At 44.0% G+C, this 19,897-nt stretch carries 18 protein-coding genes; 10 read left to right on the top strand and 8 right to left on the bottom strand.

Translation table 11 applies throughout. The features are described from left to right. Positions 1-61: 61 nt before the first annotated feature. From AC58U0_RS08770 to AC58U0_RS08760, 3 genes are all read right to left on the bottom strand, one after another. Positions 62-1,714, bottom strand: a complete 1,653-nt coding sequence (locus AC58U0_RS08770; RefSeq protein ID WP_497378617.1) for an extracellular solute-binding protein — start codon at positions 1,712-1,714, stop codon at positions 62-64. A 531-nt stretch (positions 1,715-2,245) separates the two neighbouring features. After that, entirely contained in the window at positions 2,246-4,615 is a 2,370-nt protein-coding gene (locus AC58U0_RS08765; protein WP_497378616.1) for an AraC family transcriptional regulator, read from the bottom strand. Between the two features lie 123 nt (positions 4,616-4,738). Further along, a complete protein-coding gene (locus AC58U0_RS08760) occupies positions 4,739-6,004 on the bottom strand; it encodes an MFS transporter (protein ID WP_057307369.1) in 1,266 nt (421 codons plus the stop codon). Between the two features lie 155 nt (positions 6,005-6,159). Here AC58U0_RS08760 and AC58U0_RS08755 point away from each other — a divergent pair, with 155 nt between their 5' ends. From AC58U0_RS08755 to AC58U0_RS08745, 3 genes are all read left to right on the top strand, one after another. Further along, on the top strand, positions 6,160-6,393 hold the full coding sequence (locus tag AC58U0_RS08755; protein WP_052229221.1) for a cold-inducible protein YdjO-related protein: 234 nt from the start codon (positions 6,160-6,162) through the stop codon (positions 6,391-6,393). A 120-nt stretch (positions 6,394-6,513) separates the two neighbouring features. Beyond that, positions 6,514-6,960: a DUF2663 family protein gene (locus tag AC58U0_RS08750; protein WP_497378615.1), complete on the top strand. Its 447-nt coding sequence runs from the start codon at positions 6,514-6,516 to the stop codon at positions 6,958-6,960. A gap of 21 nt (positions 6,961-6,981) precedes the next feature. Beyond that, positions 6,982-7,605 carry a carbohydrate-binding family 9-like protein gene (locus tag AC58U0_RS08745; protein WP_497378614.1) on the top strand — a complete coding sequence of 208 codons (624 nt, stop codon included), beginning with the start codon at positions 6,982-6,984 and terminating at the stop codon, positions 7,603-7,605. 159 nt (positions 7,606-7,764) lie between these two features. Here the strand turns inward: AC58U0_RS08745 and AC58U0_RS08740 are convergent, their stop codons facing one another. Then, complete coding sequence (locus AC58U0_RS08740) at positions 7,765-8,964, bottom strand: ornithine--oxo-acid transaminase (RefSeq protein WP_497378612.1); 1,200 nt, start codon at positions 8,962-8,964, stop codon at positions 7,765-7,767. Between the two features lie 523 nt (positions 8,965-9,487). Between AC58U0_RS08740 and AC58U0_RS08735 the strand changes: the two genes are divergently transcribed. Continuing rightward, the gene (locus AC58U0_RS08735; protein WP_497378611.1) at positions 9,488-10,906 is read left to right on the top strand and encodes an aspartate ammonia-lyase; all 1,419 of its coding nucleotides are present in this window, start codon (positions 9,488-9,490) and stop codon (positions 10,904-10,906) included. A 208-nt stretch (positions 10,907-11,114) separates the two neighbouring features. Next, on the top strand, positions 11,115-11,552 hold the full coding sequence (locus AC58U0_RS08730) for a hypothetical protein (protein ID WP_497378609.1): 438 nt from the start codon (positions 11,115-11,117) through the stop codon (positions 11,550-11,552). 130 nt (positions 11,553-11,682) lie between these two features. Here AC58U0_RS08730 and AC58U0_RS08725 read toward each other — a convergent pair whose 3' ends face one another. From AC58U0_RS08725 to rocF, 3 genes are all read right to left on the bottom strand, one after another. Further along, on the bottom strand, positions 11,683-12,060 hold the full coding sequence (locus tag AC58U0_RS08725; RefSeq protein WP_497378607.1) for a glyoxalase superfamily protein: 378 nt from the start codon (positions 12,058-12,060) through the stop codon (positions 11,683-11,685). Then, complete coding sequence (locus tag AC58U0_RS08720; protein ID WP_497378606.1) at positions 12,057-12,764, bottom strand: DUF1361 domain-containing protein; 708 nt, start codon at positions 12,762-12,764, stop codon at positions 12,057-12,059. The genes AC58U0_RS08725 and AC58U0_RS08720 overlap by 4 nt, the downstream gene beginning before the upstream one ends. A 195-nt stretch (positions 12,765-12,959) precedes the next feature. Next, on the bottom strand, positions 12,960-13,877 hold the full coding sequence (gene rocF, locus AC58U0_RS08715; RefSeq protein WP_497378604.1) for an arginase: 918 nt from the start codon (positions 13,875-13,877) through the stop codon (positions 12,960-12,962). A 360-nt stretch (positions 13,878-14,237) separates the two neighbouring features. On the opposite strand from rocF, the gene AC58U0_RS08710 reads away from it, so the two are divergent. From AC58U0_RS08710 to AC58U0_RS08690, 5 genes are all read left to right on the top strand, one after another. Further along, positions 14,238-14,927, top strand: coding sequence for a GntR family transcriptional regulator (locus tag AC58U0_RS08710; RefSeq protein WP_497378603.1), 690 nt, complete (start codon positions 14,238-14,240; stop codon positions 14,925-14,927). A 123-nt stretch (positions 14,928-15,050) separates the two neighbouring features. Further along, positions 15,051-15,797, top strand: a complete 747-nt coding sequence (locus tag AC58U0_RS08705) for an ABC transporter ATP-binding protein (RefSeq protein WP_497378601.1) — start codon at positions 15,051-15,053, stop codon at positions 15,795-15,797. Further along, on the top strand, positions 15,794-16,675 hold the full coding sequence (locus AC58U0_RS08700) for an ABC transporter permease (protein WP_497378600.1): 882 nt from the start codon (positions 15,794-15,796) through the stop codon (positions 16,673-16,675). The genes AC58U0_RS08705 and AC58U0_RS08700 overlap by 4 nt, the downstream gene beginning before the upstream one ends. 47 nt (positions 16,676-16,722) lie before the next feature. Beyond that, entirely contained in the window at positions 16,723-17,850 is a 1,128-nt protein-coding gene (locus tag AC58U0_RS08695) for an ABC transporter substrate-binding protein (protein WP_497378598.1), read from the top strand. 83 nt (positions 17,851-17,933) lie between these two features. Next, positions 17,934-19,304 carry an allantoinase gene (locus tag AC58U0_RS08690; RefSeq protein WP_497378597.1) on the top strand — a complete coding sequence of 457 codons (1,371 nt, stop codon included), beginning with the start codon at positions 17,934-17,936 and terminating at the stop codon, positions 19,302-19,304. A gap of 67 nt (positions 19,305-19,371) precedes the next feature. On the opposite strand, the gene AC58U0_RS08685 is transcribed toward AC58U0_RS08690, so the two are convergent. After that, complete coding sequence (locus tag AC58U0_RS08685) at positions 19,372-19,806, bottom strand: hypothetical protein (RefSeq protein ID WP_497378595.1); 435 nt, start codon at positions 19,804-19,806, stop codon at positions 19,372-19,374. Positions 19,807-19,897 lie beyond the last annotated feature (91 nt).

Below are 19,897 nucleotides of genomic sequence, written 5' to 3'. Positions count from 1 at the left end.
TCCTTTCGCCGTGAGATTCTAGTAAAGTGGGGAGAGCCGCTGCCCTCCCCCTGGCTGTCATCTACCTTTTGTTATAACGATCTAAGGATGCCTTTTTAATTTCGAGAGCACGGCTTAGCTTAACGGATTTGAATTTTTCCATGTATTTATCAAAGCTATCCACTGGCTCTGTTCCTAAAATAATTTTGAGCGTCATTTCATCGACTAGTGTATTGAGGTCAGTCATGATTTTGGCAAGCTCTGTGCTTTCTTCCGGTGTAGCTGTAATAGGAGGCAATTTGTGTTTATCAACATCCGTTTTTTGCCAAGTGGTAACAGCATCGCGTTGTGTTTGCAAAGCCAGATATTGCTCGATATAGCGTTTATCCTGAACGAAAGGACCATTATAGTTACCACGAATGTACAGTGACAGAGCTTGTGCCGGAGCCAATTTATCCGGATTTTTCATGAGAAGGTCCGTATATTTCGGGTAGCCGTTTTCCATTTTATACGAAACGCCTTCGGTTCCAAAGTTGAAATAATTATGGCCATCTTCAGAGTAACCATAATCAAGAAGCTTTGCTGCGGTTTCAATATTTTTGGAAGAAGCTGTAATAGCAACCATACCTCCAGGCGAATTCGCTGGATCCTTCTGACCATACATCGCGATGTCGCCTTTTTTGAGAACCGGATATGGAGCCCCGATGAGAACGCCTTTAGCATCTTTAGCTGTAATTAGCGGCTGCCATTTACCGATACCGCCACCCGCATTTTGTACGGTAACACCTGTTGCGCCGGAGGCCATGTTGGCATCTAAGGCTTTGCCATCCGCTGTTGCGAAGTTTTTATCGATAAGTCCTTCTTCATACCATTTGTGGAAGGTAGCCAGGAAGTCTTTGTAGCCTTTCTCAGCTGGACCAAATTTAATTGTTCCATTATCGATGTAGAAATCACGTGTCACACCGAAGGCACCGGCGAAAGCGCCGTTTCCTAGCTCGTTAAAAGGTCTGGGAACACTTACGACAGAGAATGCGGCTGTAGCGCCTTTTTTCTCCTTAAAGGCTTTAAGTGTTGTGTACCATTCATCAATGGTTTGAGGAACAGGCAGACCTAGATCTTCAAGCCAATCTTTCCGAATGATAGGACCTTGGTACACACGCAGATAATCATCGCCGCGGATAAAAGGGAAGGAATAATAGCTGCCATTATCGGTTTTTACTTGTTTATCAACATCCGGATGCTCTTTGAGGAATTTTTTTAAATTTGGAGCAAATTTATCAATCGTATCGTTTAGTTTCAAAATGTAACCGTCTTTGATCGCTTTTTCAGGTCCGCCAGGGAATGCTCCCTGCCAATCAAACTCAATCATATCGGGCAGATCACCTGATGCTAACATAACATTCAACGCCTGAGCGCCCTGGTTCGTAGGCGGTGCTAGGAATTTCAATGGAACGCCGGTTTTCTTCTGCCAATCTTGGAAGAAGGGAACATCTGCATGCGCTGCTTTTACACCCGTTAGGTTACCGGGAAGCTCGCCCCAGTAGGTCAATGTTTTGTCCGCTTTTAGCGGATAAGTGACAGCACCAGTACTAGGAGCGGTCGTTCCACCGGCAGTTGCTTTGGGACTAGCGCTGTTGACTGTAGTCGGGGTGTTGGATGAGCATGCGACGACTAAGCTCCCCATCAATGATGTTGCAACCAGCATGGTGAACATTTTTTTTCTGTTCTTTTTCATAGGTTGACCTCCTAAGCGTTTTTCGCCAGAAAAACTGGCATCGAAAGCATTACTGAGTTTTTCACCAGAAAAACTGGCCGTGTAGGCATTGCCGAATTTAGAAAACTGGTATCGAAGCTACACGGAGCTTCCCTGGAAAACCGTTTTTAAAATTGTGTGAGGTGAGTAGCTGTATGTCTATCCTAACTATATGATAGCGCTTCCAATTTAACTATCTGCAAAATATCCAATTGGTTCTCGAATTCTGTGCGTAGACTCTTCAAAATATCCAATTGCTTCATCAATTTAGCCAATATTACTTGTTGTACGGCAGTAAGTTGCAAAAGAATAAATAGGCTCACGTTGTCTTCGGGGAAAGCCTGGTGATTGTTCCGGATGGATGAACCCTACTCTCTTCAACTAAACCATTAGCAGTTTAGTAAGAACAAACCAGCGAACTTGGTTGTAAGCTGTACAGCTTTCACTATGTTAAAGAAGGGACAGCCCAGCGGCTATCCCAATTTAAATGTGTGCGTTATTGCCTTAGCTCATTTATTTTTCAATCAGCTCTTTGTATTTCCCCGGTGTGATGCCCTCCACCTTTTTGAAAACACGAATAAAAGCATTAATATCATTGAAGCCCACCCCGTATGCCGCATCGCCGACCGACTGTTCTTGCCGCCCCAGCAGCTGCTTGGATTTCTCGATTCTGACCTTATTAATGCGATCGAGCAGCCCCTCTCCTACATAATCCTTGAATAGCTTCGAGAGGTAGGTGGCTTTGCGGTTAAAATGACTGCCAATCATCGTGACATTCAGATTGGCATCTGTGTAATTATGTTCGATGTAGTCTGTCACTTCATTTACCAATTGCTCCAGTGCTTTCTGTCGTGTAAGTGAAATCGTATGCTGCCGTTTGGCTGATGTATAGGCACACACTTGCTCGAGCATATCACTGAGCTGGACCTGCATGTCTTGAACGGTTTTGCTGCATAGAAGGCGGTCGAGCAGTTTGGGGTTGCGTATAAAGAAGCTTTCCTGGATATCTCCGGTTTCGCTAAGGCTTTTCATCATGGTGGTTACCAGGTTGAGCATGAGGCACTTCATTAAGGAGATTGAAATGCCAGGATTATCAAAGTTTTTATTCATAATCTCCGTAAGAATCATCTGTGCTTCTTCAAGCTCCCCCAGCTTAACGGCATACATGAATTGCTGCTCAATCTGCGTTGGATAATAATAGCCGGTATTAGACTCGCAAGTGGTATTTGATTGCAAATCGTCATACGATAGAATCTCCGGTCCACCCATAACAAGCTTGAAGGCCATGGAATCTAGAGCTTCTAAGAAAGCTTGCGGTACATTAGCGATACGATCATGGATACTGCTTATTGAAATTGTTAAGTTAATGTCGTAGGTGGAAGAGAGGAAAGTTTGCGCTTTGTCTGCAATTCTAAGTAACTCCAGCTTGGAGCTATTTCCATCTTCCGTAGTTAAATTGACTAAACAGGCGAGGGTATCATCAATCTCAGATGCATAGCCGCGGTGCCGTTCCGATATTAGTTCCTCCACGACATTCATAATAATAAATTGAAGAAGCTTCCATTTATCCCCTTCAGGCGTATGGTTAATCCGCTCAAAGAAGGGTGTACTCTTATCGACAACAAATAGCATAACGGCAAAATCCTGCCGGTCCAGCTTCATTTCAAAGGTCGTTAAGGCCTCATCGATCGGAAGCTGGCTGTCCAGTTTTCCTTTTAACAGCTTTTCGATAAAGTGAGAGCGGACAATGTGCCGCTGCTGCTCCATTTTACTTTTGAAATTGGCAATTTCGATCAACGTACTGTCCACGGCTTCTTGGAGGAAATGAAATTCATTGTAGCGTTTACTAGATTGTAAGGTTTGTTTTTTGGAAAATGCATGAACCAAGCGACGTACTGGGTTGTAATTTCTTCTTAGAAATACGTAGGTTAGAATACCCCCGCCAAGCAAACTGATTGCCATGCTTGTATAAGTCAGGTTACGGATGTGAGCGGCTTTTTTCCAATACATGGTGCTGGGCATCATAGACACATATTTTAGTTTGGAACGTGGTGACTGAATGTTGAAAACTTCATATTTCTCGCCACTAGAGTCGGTATAAAAGAAGTTGGACGAGCTCTCTAATTGATCAAAAGGAAAATCAGTTGGAAGCGAATCTGTGGAGTTGGATGCCAAAATTTGATTTTCATTATTAAGGATGAGTACGTGACCTTTGTTGAAAATTTCCATATTTTGAATGGCGCCGATAATACGAGATTGATCAACCATAATGACATTGGTAGCTAGCGGTTTATTATGCTCTTCGGGGTATGTGCTGATGTAGGCTACCGTTTTTCGCAGCTTATTATCGTCGCCAATTCGGTACATGGGAATAAAGCCTTTGAAATTGCTTCGAGTCACAATAGCTTGCCAAGCAGAGAACGAGAATTCATCGCTCATATGTAAAGTTTCATAGGCAAAGCTATTTGTTCTAACGGTGGTAGGAAGAATAGTGGATTGATCTTTATTCAAATAAATATAGAAAGAATCAATCAGCGGGTAGGAGGTTTTGTACATGGAAAGGATACGTGAAATTTGATAAGCATCATATCGATATTCTTTGGGAAATGCCTCATACTTATTCGAATAAAGCAGCTCCTGGACGCTTACATTCCACGTAATCTCGAAGTTCAGCTGCTCCATGGTTTTAAACTGATTGTCCATAATTTCCCGAACTTGTTTTAAAAGAGAATCATTGGCTTGCTGAATTTCTTCCTTCAGTGTTTTGCTGGATTCCATATACAATAATAAGCCGATTGCCACGGGTAAAAGTAGAATGACGATATAGGAAATCATCCAGGTTAAGACAATACTTTGTCCATTAAAGAAGATTTTATTCCGCATAAGCAAATTCATCCCCTCACAATCGATCATCGATAAGGAGCACTAGGATATTGAATTGAATGCGCTCTCATGTATTGTATTTCCTTTCCATCGTTCAAGTCAACGACAGAAAGAACCAATTTTTTATGCAGATTCCTCAACGGGTTTAAACCGATTTTTCCCGAAAAAGAAGTAGAATAAATAGGAGATTACTGTATAGACTACAGCTGTGATGCAGAAAGCATACGCGTAGCCGTAGTAAGAGCCATAGCGGAAAACAAGGCCCGTACTTACTGGTGAAGCAAGGAACCAACCTAGATGAAAAACGGCTTCTCCTGAACTGGATGCTAAACCCCGGAGCGATCGGTTGACGTAACTCATTTTGATCGAATTATAAAAAGGATTAGCGGCGTTCATTAAGGCTTGCCGGAACAAGTACCCACCCGATGATAAGTAAAAGTTAGCAGAAAAAGCGGTCAGGAGGAGAAATGGGATTGAACATAACTGCAGGTAGACGACAGATTTAACCTCTCCGAATCTCTTTACAATCATGGGTCCAATGAGAAAAGCAACCGCTGTTGCGGCTTGACCTAAAGCTACAACGATACCAATTGCAGATTTCGAAGCGTCAAAGCGATCTTCAAAATACACATTTAAATAAGGGACAATCATGCCCCCGCCCATGGATGACAACAAGCCTAATAAACAAAAAATACCAATAACCTGTAAGGATGGCTTATGTACACTCCACACTTGTTTCCAATTTAATGATTCGCCACGCGGCTGTATTTCTTGCTCACTTTTCTCAAATAAAGCCATAGGTATAAAACCAAGTGCTGCGATACCAACTCCAATTAATAAAGTAAATCTTAAGCTTCGAATTTCGTCTAAGCCTATAATGAATTGAAAAAAGTCACAAAGAACGCCCCCCAGTGCAATACCAACTACATTCGCTAGCATAACAAGAGCCATATTAAAGCTGAATAGGTGAACGCGCTGCTGTGGGGTAGAGTTGTTGGCCATAAACGGTAGAATGGTTGCAGAAACAACAGCAAGAGCCATACCGCCTAAGAATGACGAGATGAGCATACCCTCTTTGACTTCAATAAGAGAACGAGCCGTCAAAGTTACAATGGTAAAAATGAGACCAAATGTAATGACGCGCTTAGGTCCGAAGCGATCATTCATTAAACCCGCAGGAATGAGAATAATGGCCGCTGCCAGTGATGCCATTCCAACCATGCTGCCAACAGTCGTTTGGTCATAGCCGAGACTTCTGACATAAAGGTTATAGACGAGACCAAACATACCTAAACCTAAGTTCCATACAAAATTAAACCAAAAGAAGAGCATAATATTTCGGCTGTATCCCTGAAATTGTGACTTCCATTCACGAAGTAAATTTGTCATTTATATTCCTGCCTTTGTATTCTGTGTCTAAATTGTAACCGCCTTATCCATTCTACCACTGGTAAATAATTTTGAACACGGGAAAGACTTGATATTCGATCTGATCTGTATAATAATAAGTAGTCTAATCTACGAAGCAGGGAGCACATAACTGAATGTCTACACCAACGAGTACCGTGACCGAAGATCAAAAGCCAGAAGTCGAACAGATAGAAATTTGGAAATGTAAAGAGACAGATTGTAAAGCATGGGTTCGCAAAGAATTCGTTACGGAAGCTTTACCAACTTGTCCATTATGTAAAAATCCGATGGTTCGCAGTTATAAGCATGTGCCTGTGACAGCCAAAAAAGGAAATAAAAAGTTTTTGGTTGGTAAAAAACGATTCTAGTAAAATTCAAAAGACCAGTAGCATCTTCGCCCTAGCGTGAAGAGAGATGCTCTTGGTCTTTTTTTTTGGAAAGAATGGCAGTGTCCAAGCATAAGATGGTAGAGAGGGGGAGTGTGCCTAATGCAATGGCCTGAACTTAATCTAAGTGACGATGCGACCAAGATACTTTACAAACTTCGGGATAGGAAGCAGGAATGGGACAAGCTCAAAGATACGCAACCTTTATTCGCCATTCTGACAGGTGGCCTGATTCTCTATTTCATTATCTCTTTCTATCGAAAGATCATATTGGTTTCAGGCGGCAATGCATTAGCCATCCTCGATTTGCTTATTTCTAATAAGCTTCTATCAGGTTCGCTTCTGGCTTGTATATCATTGTTCCTATTTACACAGAATCGTGTGTCTAGGATTGAAAAAGCGAAGACAAAATACGAAAATTTAAGAATAGAAGTCATCGAGAAGTTTGACGCTTCCTGGTTAAAGGACGTGAAGTCGGAATCTCGGGATCAAATTTCTAGCTTTCTAGATAACGAATATGATATTAATATTGTGTACAAGAGTAAGTAGGGAGCGAGGATGACAGAACGAATGAGATATGAATGTCGCTATGTAGATGCAGAGAACGGAAAATTGAAGTGGGAAGATATTGAGGTTGAGACCCCTTATTTAAGGGAAGTTGTAACGGGAGAGAAGCCGCGGCTTAAGACTCGCTTTCGCGCATGTTGGACAGCTGATGCCTTGCACATACGATTCGAATGTGAGGATGATCATGTCGTGGCAACGATGGAGCGGCGAGATGATCCTATTTATTTGGAAGATGTGGTTGAGGTGTTTATTGATAAAAGCGGGACCGGAGCAGTATATTACGAGTTCGAAGTGAGTCCGCGAAACGTCGTATTCGATGCTTTGATCCATTATAACGGTGGAGATAAAGAGGTTGATGTTGCATGGGATGCGAAGGGAATGCATACTCAAGTTTTGGATGGGGCCGATGGGTGGAGGACTTACGATCTGCAGATTCCTTTTGCTAACTTGGACTGGGAGCGGGAGGAAAACTTTACACCCCATCATGGTGTTGAGTGGCGTTGGAATGTATACAGAATTGATGATGATCAAGAAGGGAATCGGCATTATTGGGCTTGGTCACCCACAGGTAAAGTCGATTTCCATATGCCGCACCGATTTGGGACACTTGTTTTTGTGAAAGAATAGATAGAGTAGAATAGTTGGGGGGCTATAACGATGTTTTACATCGTTAAAGTTGCAAAGGTGCGCGAAAGTGGAACGCTAACGATGAAAAACATTCTTAAAACAAATTTTAAAAAAGCCCTCCAGCTTAACTAAAGCTAGAGGGCTTATTCCATTTGAGCGCTAAGCTTCATTCAGCACGTCATTTACCTGCTGCCAAGCCCAATCGAGCTCTTCCTTTGTAATCGTAAGAGGCGGAGCCAAACGAATAATGTGCTCATGTGTCTCCTTGCACAGCAGACCCTTCGCTTTCAGCTCTTCACAGAATGGACGCGCTGGAACCTTAAGGTCAATGCCAATGAACAGCCCCCGGCCGCGAATCTCCGTAATCTGCGGAGATTGAATTTCCTGAAGCCGCTTCAGGAAATAAGCGCCAAGCTCATCCGAGCGCTCTGCGAGCCGCTCGTTAAGGGTGACCTCCAGCGCCGCGATCGCGACGGCGCAGCCGAGCGGATTACCCCCGAACGTCGAGCCGTGGGAGCCCGGCTCGAAAACATCAAGAACCTCTCGATCACCGGCGACCGCCGAGATCGGGAACACGCCGCCGCCGAGGGCTTTGCCCATAATGTACAGGTTCGGCGTTACGCCTTCCCAGTCGCAGGCGAAGCGGCGACCCGTACGGCCGAATCCCGTCTGGATTTCGTCCGCGACGAACAATACTTTATTCGCCCGACATAGCTCATAACATTCCCGCAGGTAACCGGCCTGCGGAATCACAATACCAGCTTCGCCTTGAATAGGCTCGCATAGGAATCCCGCTGTGTTCGGCCCGATGGCCTCACGCAGTGCCGCCGCATCCCCGTAGGGAATAATGCGGAACCCAGGCGTAAAAGGCCCGAAGCCGCGTTGATATTCCGGCGACGATGAGAAGGAAGTGATCGTCACCGTCCGACCGTGGAAATTTCCTTCACAAACGATAATTTCCGCTTGATCGGCGGGGATTCCTTTCACTTCGTAGCCCCAACGACGAATAGCCTTTACAGCGGTTTCGACCGCTTCTGCCCCAGTATTCATCGGTAAAATCATCGGCTTACCGGTGTAATTCGCTAATTTTTCATAAAATGAACCTAACGTTTCGCTATGGAAAGCTCTAGATGTCAGCGTAACCTTCTCGGCTTGCTCATGAAGCGCTCTCAGAATGTGCGGATGACGATGTCCTTGATTTAAGGCGGAGTAAGCACTAAGCATATCCATGTAGCGGTTGCCTTCTGGATCCTCGACCCATACGCCTTCCGCTTTCGATATCACGATAGGCAGCGGATGGTAATTGCGTGCCCCGTATTTTTCCGTTTTTTCAATAATCATCGCACTCTTCGTATCCATAAGTATTCCTCCCTGACGTGCAGCTTGTAAGCCAAACTCGCCGGCATTCACTGTATCTTTCTAATTGTCTCACATAGCGAGCTTGTTTAATCCATTGTATTCTTCAACTCAGGAACGTTGCAATATTAATCCTATGAGGTAAATCCACTATGCGTTTGTGCTGCTCCTAGCATATATAAATACATAGCTGTAGACAGTGATACAAGTCTTCACGAAATTGGCCAAGTTCAATCATTATATCCAAATCCTATTGTCTGTTTGAGAGTAGGAGAAGACTTGAATTGTTAAAATAGGAAATATTATTAGAAGTGGGCAAATTGATCATTGGTCAAAAATTTATTACAGAACGTGTCAGATATTTGCAGGATTCTTGAAAGCGGTCGCGAATTCTTCAGATGAGCGCTAATGAATGCCATGCATGGCATTCAATTGTTCTAGAGGCAGAGAGTTAGAAGGAATTTCGGAACACCTACTTCGCAACGTCGAGCAATATACTTTGTAGAAAAAAGGAATGGTGTCTACGATGACTCATCGCATTGAAAAAGACTTTATTGGTGAAAAACAAGTTCCATCCCAAGCTTATTACGGCATTCAAACGATGCGTGCATTAGAGAATTTCCCGATTACGGGTGTTAAAATTCATGCAGAGCTCATCACAGCTTTGGCAGAAGTGAAAAGGGCAGCTGCAATAGCGAATATGGAAACACATATGCTCCCTAAAAAAATCGGCGAACAATTAGTCAAAGCAGCCGAAGAAGTGCGACAAGGTCAGCTCCTTGAGGAGTTTATTGTTGATTCTATTCAAGGCGGAGCGGGAACCTCCATCAATATGAACATGAACGAAGTGCTTGCTAACCGGACGTTGGAGCTGCTTGGCGAGGAAAAGGGCAATTATTTCCATTGTAATCCGAACAATCATGTCAATATGTCGCAATCCACAAACGACGTTATCCCTACCGCCATCAAAATTGCCGCTTACCGTTTATCTGAGCAGTTGACAGAGACTATGACTTCACTCCAGAGTGCTTTTGCCCGTAAGGAAACGGAATTTGATGATGTCATTAAAATGGGGCGAACGCATCTCCAGGATGCAGTTCCTATTCGTATGGGCCAAGAATTCGGCGCTTATGCACGTGTCATCCAGCGCGATATCAACCGTATTCGCCATGCTTCTAAGGGGCTTTTGACCGTTAATATGGGGGCTACTGCTGTAGGAACAGGTCTTAACGCAAAGCCTGAGTATGTGGAACGCGTTATGTTTCATCTAAAAGGACAGGTGGGAATCCCCATTGAACTAGCCGAGCATTTGGTCGATGGTACCCAAAATATGGATGCCTACACGGAGCTATCCGCTTCCTTGAAAGTATGCGCCGTTAACCTTTCGAAAATATGCAATGATATCCGATTAATGGCTTCAGGTCCTCGCGTAGGATTAGGGGAGCTGAAACTGCCGCCTAGACAACCAGGATCTTCCATAATGCCGGGTAAAGTAAACCCTGTTATGCCAGAGGTTGTGAATCAGGTGGCGTTCCAAGTCATTGGCAACGATCACACCATCTGCTTGGCCTGCGAAGCAGGTCAATTCGAACTTAACGTAATGGGTCCCGTACTTGCGTTTAACCTTCTACAATCGCTGAAAATACTGCGGAACGCGGCCGACGTGTTCGAACGTTTTGCGATTGAGGGCTTGGAAGCCGACCGCGAGCGCTGCAAGACATACGTTGAGCAAAGCTTTGGCATTGTCACAGCTTTGAACCCGCATCTTGGCTACGAAGTCGCCGCGCAATTAGTGAAAGAAGCTGTGCGCACTGGCATGACGCTCAAAGAGCTCATCCTAGAGCGTGGGCTGCTTACAACTGAAGAGATTGAAGAAATCCTCAATCCAATTCAGATGACTACGCCGGGCATCGCTGGTGAAAGATTGCTGCAGCCTGCCGATTAAAGCTGGGTGAAGGAAGCTTCTCAGTCTACGACTGTTGGCTAAAGCCTGCACATTAAAATAACGCCCCCGACCCATCGCTTGATGAGTTGGGGGCGTTATTTTTGGATTTCATAAATGAGGAAGAAGTGAAACTATACTCCTGATTGGACAACCCACACCCTATTAGACAAGATAGAATATACTATCACATGAATATGGAGGTGATAGTATGTCCCAGTTTCTTGATACACGAACTTCCCAAAATGCCAGCAGCGGTGGATCCATTGACATCGCACTGCTTCCTGCAACACCGACTGCGATAGGGGTTGTCGGACTTAATGTTACTGGAGCGGCTGGCGTAATCAGAGTGACTTTTAGCGGTATCGCGGCTATTAACCTGCCAGGCGAACCACCGCCCGAAGGTTCGGTTATAGTTATCGCTGTTGTACGTGGCACAACGTTAGACGCATCAGCGTTAGTCGGTGATGTTTTTATTCCATTACTCCCAACGGATACCGGTTTGAAAATCCTTAATATAACTATATCTGATTATAACGTGCCTTATCCATCTTCTAACGAGCTTGTTTATACGCTTGGCGTGTTTTCCTCTGTTGGAGGCACACGAGTAGGTCCGGAAAGTTTTTATGCCCAGGCCTTTTCGGACTAGTAGTTTGGTCAAATCAATGAATGGATAAGGTTGAGTTAACGCAGAACGATAGCTCAATATAACAACGGTAGTCTATGACTTTATTTTCTCGTCCGAGGCTGCGGCTGTTTCTTTTTTTGGTGAAAGTGGACTAAATATGACTCTCATAAAAGGTCAGCTTATTCCCGAACGGATCCGTGACGCAGACTTCTTTGGTCTGCCATGGGCTCATTTCTATGCCGGGGCGAGAATAGGTATATTTTTTATTTATCAAGCTAGTATGAAAGGCTACTAAATCCACGATTTCTATCCGAACCGCTGCACCCGGGCTGCAATCCCCATAATGCTCAGATAGGTGCAATTTACATTCGCCTAAACGGACCTCCATGTATAGCGGCATATCACTCTCAAAGCGATGCTCCCACTCTAACGAAAAACCCAAATAATCGATGTAGAATTCCTTTGCCTTCTTCTCGTCGAACATTCTAAAAATGGGCGTGACACCTTTAATGGTTGTTATAGCAATCATCTCCTGGTTTTTTCGTTTGTGTAAGGACTTGAATGTTTTGAGCCGCTTATAGCATTTACAAGTACATAAAAGGTTACGTAAACCGTCATGATAACAAATCCGACTAATATGCAGAAAACGAAAGCTTCTTGATGCAAAGTTTCTCGCAGGATTTCCAGTATTCTATTCGTGTGTAAAGCATCCCAGCTGTTTAGGCGATATTCTCTTCCCAAAAGTATGCCGTACCCGCATAGAAATGCGGTCAATGCGATGATCAGCCAAGAAACAAAGTGATTGAATCGCTCTTTCCATATCTTTTGAATGATGTACATGGAGCTGCATCCTAGCAATAGACCGTTCCATGCAAATAAGAAGATGATGAAAAAATCATACCAATAGGTAAAGGAGAGCGTTCCCTTTTGTACATAAGAGTCTTTCAAAATCGTTAAATGAATGAAATCTGTAAGGACATATGGAGAGTTGGGCAGGAATAACAACCAGGCTGAACCGACCATGATTAAAATGAACTTTTGCAAGATCGTAGATTTTCGAGTGTGTATAAAATAGGCTGCTGCAGCAAGGATATAAGGAATCCAAGCAAGGAATAAGTTCCAAATTAGAAATTCAAAGTAGGTTTGGTTTTTGAACAAAAAGTAGACCCCAATTGTGGAAAGCGAGAGCAAGATCAGAAAGAGATGCAGGTACCAGTGATTCAAGGTTTTCATTGTAGCTCCACACTTGGTCTATGTATTTGGCAGTGAGTGATGCCGCCCTACCCAAGATTATGTCTATATCTTACATTTATTTCCTAACTGTAACAAGCAAATAACCCGTTATCCTCGCAGCTTGGCGGAGAGTAACGGGTTTTGTACATTCGATATGTGGTGAGCCTCGCGAAATTGTCTGTCAATGGTTTCAAGCTACAGAATCTGCTTGCCCAACAAGGAGCTAATTAAGCCGACGGCTAATTGTGATGTTTTGTTGTTGTCGTCGAGTAGAGGATTCACCTCAACAAATTCGGCTGATGTTACAATCCCTGCTTCATGCAGCATCTCAACAGCTAAGTGAGCTTCGCGGTAATGAAGTCCACCTTTTACAATCGTGCCTGTTCCAGGTGCTTCAATCGGATCCAGAGAATCGACGTCAAAACTAACATGCACGCCGTCTGTTTTACTGCTTATATAGTCAATGGCATCTTGCATAATGTAAGCCATTCCTTTGCGATCTATATCATACATGGTATAGCATTTGATTCCCAAAGAGCGAATGAGTTTCTTCTCGCCTTCATCGAGAGATCTAGCTGCAATAAGGACGATATTCTCCGCTTTCACTTTATCATGGCTGCCCATAATGTTGGTTAATAAGGGATGCCCCATCCCTAGACTGACGGCCAATGACATCCCATGAATATTACCGGATGGACTTGTATCGGCTGAATTTAGGTCGGAATGAGCATCGATCCAAATGACGCCCAAGTTTTGATAATGGCCGGATAACCCAGCTAACGTCCCGATAGCTATGCTATGATCGCCGCCAATGACGAGAGGAAAACGTCCTTGTTCCACGACCTGAGAGACTTGCTTAGCCAGAAGTGTATTTACTTCGATAACCTCCGCCAAATACTTGAGGTTCGTTTGATCAACTTCAGCTGCCAAGGGAGTCGCTTTATCGTCCGGCAGACGGATATCAGCAATATGATCGACTGTGATATCCATTTGCTGTAGACCTCGAATTAAACCTGCTTGCAAAATGGCTTTCGGTCCTTTGCTGGCTCCGCGTCGACCTGCTCCAAGATCAAATGGCACAGTAATCGCAGCAATAGTCGGTTTGGTACTCATGCGATCAGCTCCTCTTGTTTGGGCTTCAGATAAAGCTTCTTTTGTAATTAGATTATCATAACCCAGCTTATAATTGGAGATTTTAATTTGGATTCTGTGGCAATTGCTGCCGTAAACAACTTCTTAACTCATTTACCAACTTAGTTGTATGTTAGGTAATATAACACAATATGAACAATAAATATAAAATGCAAGTTCAAACAGCCATTATTTATCATTAAAAACAAAACAAAAGTGATATATTGTATTGAATCCTAAAAGATAGTGTTTTGTGTGTTATGTATATTGACATGAAATCTAATTTTCATTACGATCATGGTGAATTAAACAATTCATCATGGGATTGGAGAACAGGTCCTTATGTTACAGGCGAATGAATTAGACATGTATACCGCGATTAAGGATGCCATTATCGAACAAAAGCTTCGTCCCAATATGCAGTTAGTCGAAGAGGTGCTGGCAGAGTCTTTTGGAGTGAGCCGCACTCCTGTGCGCAATGTACTCCGCCGACTGGCGAGTGAGAAGTTGGTAACTGTCATTCCTTACAAAGGAACTTTCGTTGCTTGCCCATCCACACATGAGGCTAAAGAAGTGTTTGAAATGCGCAGAGTGATTGAAGCGGCGGCGATCCGCAAAGTATGCGGTACGTTGACAGATGATCAGTTTCAACAATTAAAAATAATGCTGGATGATGAGCATGAAGCACATCAGCAGGGTGATCTACTAGGAGCCCTAAGAATTACGGGTGATTTCCATCTCCGCATTGCTGAGTTAGCGAGCAATTATTATTACTATCGTTATTTGGAAGAATTGGTTGCTCTTACTTACGTGATTATCGCCTTTTATGGGATGAAGAAAAATAGGTATTGCCATGATCATGAGCAAATTTTAGCGGCCATTAAGCTAGGGGATGCGGATTTAGGTGAACGATTGATGGTTGAACATTTAAGCGAGATTGAAGCATCTTTGGATTTCGAAGAACATAGTACGAAGCCGCATTCACTTACTGATATTTTCAAGTCCAGAAGTTATGCAGCTGTCAAAAGATAAAGGAGCGGAGTCCATTTTTTTTACGGTAGATTGTATACAATCTTGTGTGTGATGTTGAATGCTAATTGCATACAACATGTGAAAGCTTCGAACAAAGTTGAGAACTACGGAAGGGGCGAGGGAATGAAATTAACGGCGAAGCAAGTGGGGAAGAGCTTTGGAGATCGAGTCGTGCTTAAACAAGTTGACTTGACGGTGTATTCTCATGAATTTATTTGCATCTTAGGGCATAGCGGCTGCGGTAAATCAACACTTTTGAATATGGTGGCCGGATATTTACTCCCTGATGAAGGTGAAATAAAGGTCGATGGTGAGATGATTAAAGGCCCATCGAAATCAAGGGGAATGGTCTTTCAGGATCATGCTTTGTTCCCTTGGTACAACGTTCTCGAAAATATTTCATTTGGGCCTGAAGTACAAGGCGTGTCCAAGGCAAAAGCCAAAGAAATCGGCAAGGAATTCCTGAGTCTGGTTGGACTTGAGGCTTATGCGAATCATTATCCAGCTGAATTGTCTGGCGGTATGAAGCAGAGAGTGGGAATTGCTAGAGCACTTGCGAGCTCACCGGACATATTGTTGATGGATGAACCGTTCGGTGCTCTCGATATTTTGACCAGGGACATGATGCGTAGAGAACTTAGACGCATATGTGCGAAGCTAAGGCCGACTATCCTATTCGTTACACACAGTATTAGCGAAGCGGTCTATTTAGCTGATCGGGTTGTTGTGATGAAGGATGGCGAAATAGCAGAAACGTTTTCCATCCAAATTGAGCATCCCAGAACGTTTGAATCCCCTGGATTTAGTGAAGTGATGAGCAGCATTGAGCGAATTCTGATGGAAGATGAAACAGAGGAGGCAATCGGATGAGTAAAACATCGGTAACGGTCGTTGCTGACAGTGATTTGCTTCCAACTGAGACTAAGTATGTCGAGCAGCCAAAGAAGCGCAAAAGGTTCAAAGAAAGTGTTGTGCAGAGTTGGAATATCATGCCGTTCGTTACCTTCTTCGTCCTCTGGGAACTATTTTCTCAACTGAATGAGAGATTTGCTTGGTTTAATCCAATATTCCTGCCTCCACCATCCCTGATTGTGTCGGATGCCTGGGCATTGGCGAAGACGGGGATTGTGTTAGAAAGTTTAGTTTCCAGTTCTATTCGTATAGCTTTAGGATTCGTCATAGGCTGCTTATTCGCCGTATTGTTCGGAGTGTTAATGAGTAAATTTCGAACGTTTGAACGATGGATGTCGCCAATCCTCAATCTCGTAAGCCCGATTCCAGCCTTGGCTTTGCTGCCGCTATTCATCATCTGGTTCGGTATTGGAGAGTTTCCTAAGGTACTCCTCATTGCTTGGACAACATTCGTTCCTGTACTTGTTTATACGGTTGACGGTTTTAAATCCGTGCCGTCTACACTCATTCGATCAGCCCTTAGTTTAGGCGCTTCAGAGAGGCAAATCTTTACCCGGGTTATGATTCCGTCGGCGATTCCGAATTTTATAGTAGGTGCGCGGGTCAGTCTGGGTCTGTCTTTCTCGGCTTTAATTGTCTCGGAAATGATGGGTGCGAAATCAGGGCTTGGTTATATCATCGTGGATGCCAGAAATTATTTCAAAATTTCCAACATGTTTGTCGCCATTATTTTAATTGGCTTGTCATACAGTTTGTTTTCAGGTTTAGTGAAAATTTTGGAGAGGAGGGTCTTGGCGTGGCGTAAGGGAGGCATGAGAGATGCTGTTGAGAAATAGAAGCAAATGATGACCCAAAAAAAGAGAAGAAAAGTGGAGGGAAACACATGAAAAACAAAAGAATATGGGCTCAATCTTTCATGGTATTCATAACGGCAGCTATGGTAGTGACAGCATGTAGTTCCAAACAAACGACGACAAGTACAACGGCTCCTGTGGCAACAACAGCTGTTGCGGCAACGACAGCACCACCAACTGTAACTGCGGCTGCTGCGGCGTCCGCTATAGTTCCGGAAGTGAAAGATATTACATTAGTCGGCGTACGCGATGCACAGATTTCCTCACAACAAATTATTGCAGATAAGCTTGGCTATTTCAAAGAAACGGGACTGAATGTGACCAGTCAATTGATTGAAAGCGGCCCGGATATCGGACCGATGGTTGCCGGCGGCAGCGCGCCACTATCGATTCAAACAAATTTTATGGACATTATTCTAAAATCATCGAATGTTCCTGTGAAAATTGTTACACCCCTAGCGCAAATTGCGGGTACGCAAGCTGTAGTCGGTTCCAAGAAATTAGAACTGAAGTCATCCAAAGACTTAGAAGGAAAGACAATTGGGATTCCTAACGGAGCAGATGTGAAGATCGCCATTGATAATATGGGCAAAGAACTTGGTGTAGATGTGAGCAAAATAAAATACGTCAACATAGCACCGAGCGATGCGGTAGTTGCTTTGCAAAAAGGGGATATCGATGCCCTAGCTTGTTGGGAACCGTTCGTTACCAAGGCGATTCAAGGTGGAGGCAAATTCTTGTTTAGCGGTACGAAGAGTGAGCTGCCTGACAAAAAAGGCGATGTGAAATGGATGAGTGTACATACAACCATGCAGGTTTCTGACGATTTTATTAAGAAAAATCCGAATACGATTAAAGCCGTGCTCGCAGGCCTCAAAAAAGCAACAGATTATATGAACAAGAACCGCGATGAAGCGATCAAGATTCTTGCTCCTGAGCTTCACTTAAGCGTTGAAGAACTGACGCAAATTATGAGCCGAAATGTATATTCGATGGAAGTTGATGATACTTACGTGAATGGCAGCAACGGAGCGGCAGTGGGTGAATATCTAAAAGCTGTTGGTAATATTAAAATCATTCCAAAACCAGATACTTACCATGATTTGAGCTTGTTGAAAGCCGTAGATTCTACACTAGTTAAAGTTGAATTTAAATAAGTGAGTTCATCTTCAGGGCCGAAACAGCAGTGCTTGTTTCGGTTCTGATCCTTATGAATGTGAGTACAGTTGAGGTGAACAGGATGAGCGAACGATTAGATATGATCATTCGAAACGGATCCGTTGTTTTGCGAGATGAAGTCCGTTTATTGGATATAGGTATTAAGAATGGCAAGATTTCGCAATTGGATGAGGGGATAACGCTTGAAGCAGAGCAAGTTGTTGATGCTTCTGGCATGGTCATCATGGCTGGTACGGTTGATGTCCATGTCCATTTGAATGAACCGGGATTGGGAGACTGGGAAGGATTCGCCACGGGTTCTGCGGCATTAGCAGCGGGAGGATGTACCACATACATCGACATGCCGCTTAACGGCGTTCCGCCAACCGTTACCGTCTCCGCGATGGAGATGAAGCTGGAAGCCGCTCGCGAACAATCATCAGTTGATTACGCCATATGGGGTGGACTGGTGCCAGGGCATCTGGATGATTTGGAGCCCATGAGCGAAGCTGGTGTCATTGGCTTCAAGGCTTTCATGTCTTCGCCGGGTGACCCGGGCGAGGATGCATTTCGCGAGGTGGATGACCTCACCTTGTGGGAAGGGATGAAGCGAATTGCGCGAATGAACCGGGTGCTGGCGCTTCATGCTGAAAGCGAGTCGCTTGTTTCGCGCTTAGGGCGGGTGAAGCAAGCAGAAGGCAAAGTCACGGCCAAAGACTATACGTCCACACGCCCGATTCTTGCTGAGCTCGAAGCGGTGAATCGAGCACTGTTTTATGCTGAGCAGACAGGGTGTCCGCTGCATTTCGTTCATATCAGCAGCGAGGCTGCAGTGATGATCATTATGGAAGCGAAGAGGCGCGGCGTTAACGTGACATTGGAGACTTGCCCGCACTATCTGATCCTAACGGAAGATGACTTAGAACGTATAGGGCCTACAGCCAAATGTGCGCCTCCGCTGCGTAGTGAAGCGGAGAAGGAGCGGTTGTGGGAAGCTTTGCGACTTGGTTATATTGATATGATTTCATCAGATCATTCCCCTTGTCCAAGCGTATTGAAGGAATCCCGCAATTACTTTGAAGCCTGGGGCGGCATATCGGGAGCGCAAAGCTCGCTAGAACTTATGATTGATGAAGGACACTTGAAGCGGGGAATCGGGCTTAGTCAGTTAAGTCATATGCTGTCTTACGCGCCGGCTGAGCGATTCGGTCTTCTTCCTAACAAAGGAGAGATCCGTCTAGGCGCTGATGCCGATCTTGTCATGATTTCACTGAATACCCCATATGTGCTGCAAATGGAGCATTTATTGTATCGACATAAGCATAGTCCTTATGTAGGGAAGGAATTGGGGTGCAAAGTGCTGGCTACCTGGAGCAGAGGGAATCTTGTCTATGAAGAAGCGAAGGGGATCAGTGATGTGAAGGCTGGTGAGTGGTGTCAAAGGAAAATATAGGAGGTACGTCAAATAAAGCAGGCGCCGCGGCGACCTGCTTTATTCATTTAGGTATTATATCTTTGGCTTAATCTGAGAACGCAATTGCATTGAAACTTTCCATTCCAATTCGAGTGGCTTCTATTGTACTGAATAGAAACAAGGTATATACGAGTTCATTTGTTGTTGGGTAAGGAACATTGTAATCGGAAGCATTGATAGTGACGACTTGGATAGGAGAAACCGTGTTTCCAGTACCATAAATAGCATTAGCGACAGGCACGCCAGTCAAATCTGTTCCACGAACAATAATAATAACAATTACTGTATCTATTGTTAATGGCTCTGGGAGCTTTAGTTCAGCAATTCCTGTGAATTGTACACGAATGACTCCGCTTGCTCCGCTGACATTTAAGCCAACTACCCCGATAGGCGTCGGTGTATTCGCTGGTAATATTGTCGTTGATTCGAGGTCGCTGTAACTTTTATTTTGAGATGTTCTAGCATCCAATAATTGTGTCATTCATAGATACCTCCTTTTTAGTAGAATACAACATTGTATGAGTACAAGCAGGATACAGCTTGTGTATATGCTGACTTCGTTGCAAAACAAT

This window comes from Paenibacillus sp. J31P190, assembly GCF_059692075.1.
The sequence above is the reverse complement of the archived record's forward strand: the minus strand, read 5'-3'. Positions and strand labels throughout refer to the sequence as shown.

What these genes read in the sequence shown, in the direction of transcription:
- AC58U0_RS08770 (WP_497378617.1), bottom strand. Translation starts at nt 1,714, where the DNA reads ATGAAAAAGAACAGAAAAAAAATGTTCACCATGCTGGTTGCAACATCA.
- AC58U0_RS08765 (WP_497378616.1), bottom strand. Translation starts at nt 4,615, where the DNA reads ATGCGGAATAAAATCTTCTTTAATGGACAAAGTATTGTCTTAACCTGG.
- AC58U0_RS08760 (WP_057307369.1), bottom strand. Translation starts at nt 6,004, where the DNA reads ATGACAAATTTACTTCGTGAATGGAAGTCACAATTTCAGGGATACAGC.
- AC58U0_RS08755 (WP_052229221.1), top strand. Translation starts at nt 6,160, where the DNA reads ATGTCTACACCAACGAGTACCGTGACCGAAGATCAAAAGCCAGAAGTC.
- AC58U0_RS08750 (WP_497378615.1), top strand. Translation starts at nt 6,514, where the DNA reads ATGCAATGGCCTGAACTTAATCTAAGTGACGATGCGACCAAGATACTT.
- AC58U0_RS08745 (WP_497378614.1), top strand. Translation starts at nt 6,982, where the DNA reads ATGAGATATGAATGTCGCTATGTAGATGCAGAGAACGGAAAATTGAAG.
- AC58U0_RS08740 (WP_497378612.1), bottom strand. Translation starts at nt 8,964, where the DNA reads ATGGATACGAAGAGTGCGATGATTATTGAAAAAACGGAAAAATACGGG.
- AC58U0_RS08735 (WP_497378611.1), top strand. Translation starts at nt 9,488, where the DNA reads ATGACTCATCGCATTGAAAAAGACTTTATTGGTGAAAAACAAGTTCCA.
- AC58U0_RS08730 (WP_497378609.1), top strand. Translation starts at nt 11,115, where the DNA reads ATGTCCCAGTTTCTTGATACACGAACTTCCCAAAATGCCAGCAGCGGT.
- AC58U0_RS08725 (WP_497378607.1), bottom strand. Translation starts at nt 12,060, where the DNA reads ATGATTGCTATAACAACCATTAAAGGTGTCACGCCCATTTTTAGAATG.
- AC58U0_RS08720 (WP_497378606.1), bottom strand. Translation starts at nt 12,764, where the DNA reads ATGAAAACCTTGAATCACTGGTACCTGCATCTCTTTCTGATCTTGCTC.
- rocF (WP_497378604.1), bottom strand. Translation starts at nt 13,877, where the DNA reads ATGAGTACCAAACCGACTATTGCTGCGATTACTGTGCCATTTGATCTT.
- AC58U0_RS08710 (WP_497378603.1), top strand. Translation starts at nt 14,238, where the DNA reads ATGTTACAGGCGAATGAATTAGACATGTATACCGCGATTAAGGATGCC.
- AC58U0_RS08705 (WP_497378601.1), top strand. Translation starts at nt 15,051, where the DNA reads ATGAAATTAACGGCGAAGCAAGTGGGGAAGAGCTTTGGAGATCGAGTC.
- AC58U0_RS08700 (WP_497378600.1), top strand. Translation starts at nt 15,794, where the DNA reads ATGAGTAAAACATCGGTAACGGTCGTTGCTGACAGTGATTTGCTTCCA.
- AC58U0_RS08695 (WP_497378598.1), top strand. Translation starts at nt 16,723, where the DNA reads ATGAAAAACAAAAGAATATGGGCTCAATCTTTCATGGTATTCATAACG.
- AC58U0_RS08690 (WP_497378597.1), top strand. Translation starts at nt 17,934, where the DNA reads ATGAGCGAACGATTAGATATGATCATTCGAAACGGATCCGTTGTTTTG.
- AC58U0_RS08685 (WP_497378595.1), bottom strand. Translation starts at nt 19,806, where the DNA reads ATGACACAATTATTGGATGCTAGAACATCTCAAAATAAAAGTTACAGC.